The sequence below is a fragment of the Aeromonas sp. HMWF014 genome, assembly GCF_963878295.1.
In the GTDB taxonomy this organism is placed as follows: domain Bacteria; phylum Pseudomonadota; class Gammaproteobacteria; order Enterobacterales; family Aeromonadaceae; genus Aeromonas; species Aeromonas popoffii.
In genome coordinates this window covers 1-2,040 of record NZ_CAWNYS010000037.1, presented here as the reverse complement: position 1 = coordinate 2,040, position 2,040 = coordinate 1, and the positions used below count along the sequence as shown (strand labels likewise).

Sequence of the window (2,040 nt, the reverse complement as noted above, 5' to 3'; positions counted from 1 at the left end):
GGCGTATTGGGCGGCACCGGCATGAACACCTGATGATCGGCCAGGGGAATGGGGGCCCGCTGTCGCTTGCGCCAACCCAGATACACTGTCAGCAGGGTGCCGCACAGGGCGAAATAGACAAACAAGCCCTGCGGCCCAAACTGCAGCATGACGAAAGGCGCCAGCAGCGGCCCTATCATGGCCCCCAGGCTGTAGGCGAGCAGCAGCCCCTGATTGGCCCCCAGCACCTGATCCGGACGCAGCTCATCGCAGGCGTGACTCAGGCTCAGGGGATAGATGGAAAACGCCATCCCTCCCAGCAAGAACACCAGAGTGCCGGTGACAGGCTCGCGCCAATCCTCCGGCAGCAGCACCATCAGCAGGGCGAGCAGAGTCAGCACGGCGCCGAGCAGCAGGATCACCAGCCGCCTGTCATAGCGATCGGACATACGGCCTATGGGGTACTGCAGGCACATGCCCCCCAGGATCACCAGTGCCATCATCTCCGCCACCCGCGAAAGCGAGGCACCGCTGTCGGTAAAGTAAAGTGGCAGCAGGCCGTAGATGGCGCCGAGGATCAGGCCAGAGAGGAAGCTGCTGCCCATGCCAGCCGGGGTGAGCCGCACCAGATCGATCACCCCGACCGGTTGGGGCGCGACCATGGCGGGCGTCGCCACCCGGGAGAGCGCCAGCGGCACCACAGACAAGGTGGCTGCCATGGCGCACAGGGCAAACGGGGTCAGCACCATGGGGTCCACCCACTTGAGCAGCAACTGGCCCATGGCCAAGGATCCGTAGAGCAGGATCATGTAGAGCGACATCAGTCGCCCCCGGTTGAGCGGGGTGCTTGAAACCAGCATCCAGGACTCCAGCACCACGAACAGGCCACCGGTGGCAAAGCCCCCCACCAGCCGCAGTGCGGCCCAGCTGATGGGGTCCACCACCATGCCGTGCAACAGAAACAGAAAACAGAGCAGGGAGGCGTAGGCCGCATAAGCCCGGATATGGCCGACCCGTATGATAAGGCGAGCGTTGACGAAGGCCCCCAGCACCAGGCCACCGAAATAGGCAGCCGACACCAGACCGATGGCCTGTACCGACACCTGCTCGGCCGAGAGGCGCACCGTCAGCAGGGTATTGAACATGCCGTGGCCCAGAATGAATATCACCAGACTGGCCAAGGGTGAGAACAACCTTGTGAGCGTCATGGGGTCTTCCTGTCGGGCTAAACAACCATGGTACCGTTTGCTTCCCCCCCACTTCAACCCAACCGGCCCTGCCACGACCACACTATGCTTGATGAGACCCACCATTGAGGTAACCAAGATGAAACCTGTCCTGTTATTGATTGGCCTGCTCTTTGCCGGCAGTGCCCTCGCGTTTCACTGCCCCGCAGACATGAAGAAGATCGATGATGCCCTCGCCGCAGGCCCCGCCCTCAGCGCCGAGCAGCTGGCCGAGGTGAAGCAACTCAGGGCCGAAGGAGAAACCCTGCATAACGCGGGCAAACATCAGGCATCCGTCGATACCCTGGCCAAAGCCCTGGCCATCTTGGGAATAGACCAGGGCTAAGGTCACAAGACCCCCTCGCGACTGTCTGCGTCGCAGCGCACCCAAACGAGGTACCCGGGAAATAACAAAGGCCCTCGCCGTGAACGACGAGGGCCTTGTCATGTCGGGAAGCCGGCTCCGATCAGGCCGACACCCGGCCGCTGTAGACCAGGGTGCTGTAGTTGAAGGAGACTCTGCCACCCACCGCATGGCGGCCAAATTCGCGTCGGATGAGCGCCGTCATCTGCTCATGGGCCGGGGTGCCGACGGCGGGGGCATAGGAGGAGGAGTTGAGCCGCCCCAGCACACCATCGAGATCGAACAGCTGGTGGTTCTCGAAGCGATCGAGCCGATATTCACCCTCGAAGAAGGCACGAAAATCGTGCTCGCGGAGGTTGCGATGATTGACCTCTTCGTAATCCCCCGAATAGGCGTGCAACCCCTCCTCATAGGCCTTGAGAAAGGCTCTGTCCCAATTACGTGTTGAAAGGCTAATCTTGAAGTAGGCCA

Annotated in this window: 2 protein-coding genes and 1 pseudogene; 1 reads left to right on the top strand and 2 read right to left on the bottom strand. The window is 62.0% G+C overall.

Annotated elements, in window-relative coordinates:
* A partial coding sequence (locus AAC083_RS01315; protein WP_108537863.1) for an MFS transporter occupies nt 1-1,187 on the bottom strand: 1,187 nt, incomplete at its 3' end.
* A 118-nt stretch (nt 1,188-1,305) separates the two neighbouring features.
* Here AAC083_RS01315 and AAC083_RS01310 point away from each other — a divergent pair.
* Nucleotides 1,306-1,551 (top strand): hypothetical protein, encoded by a 246-nt coding sequence (locus AAC083_RS01310; protein WP_108537862.1) that lies wholly within the window; start codon nt 1,306-1,308, stop codon nt 1,549-1,551.
* 121 nt (nt 1,552-1,672) lie between these two features.
* On the opposite strand, the pseudogene AAC083_RS01305 reads toward AAC083_RS01310, so the two are convergent.
* Nucleotides 1,673-2,040, bottom strand: a pseudogene (locus AAC083_RS01305) (hypothetical protein); the annotation flags it as partial.

Excerpts from the sequence above, each read along its gene's own strand:
- AAC083_RS01310 (WP_108537862.1), top strand. The coding sequence starts at position 1,306 with ATGAAACCTGTCCTGTTATTGATTGGCCTGCTCTTTGCCGGCAGTGCC.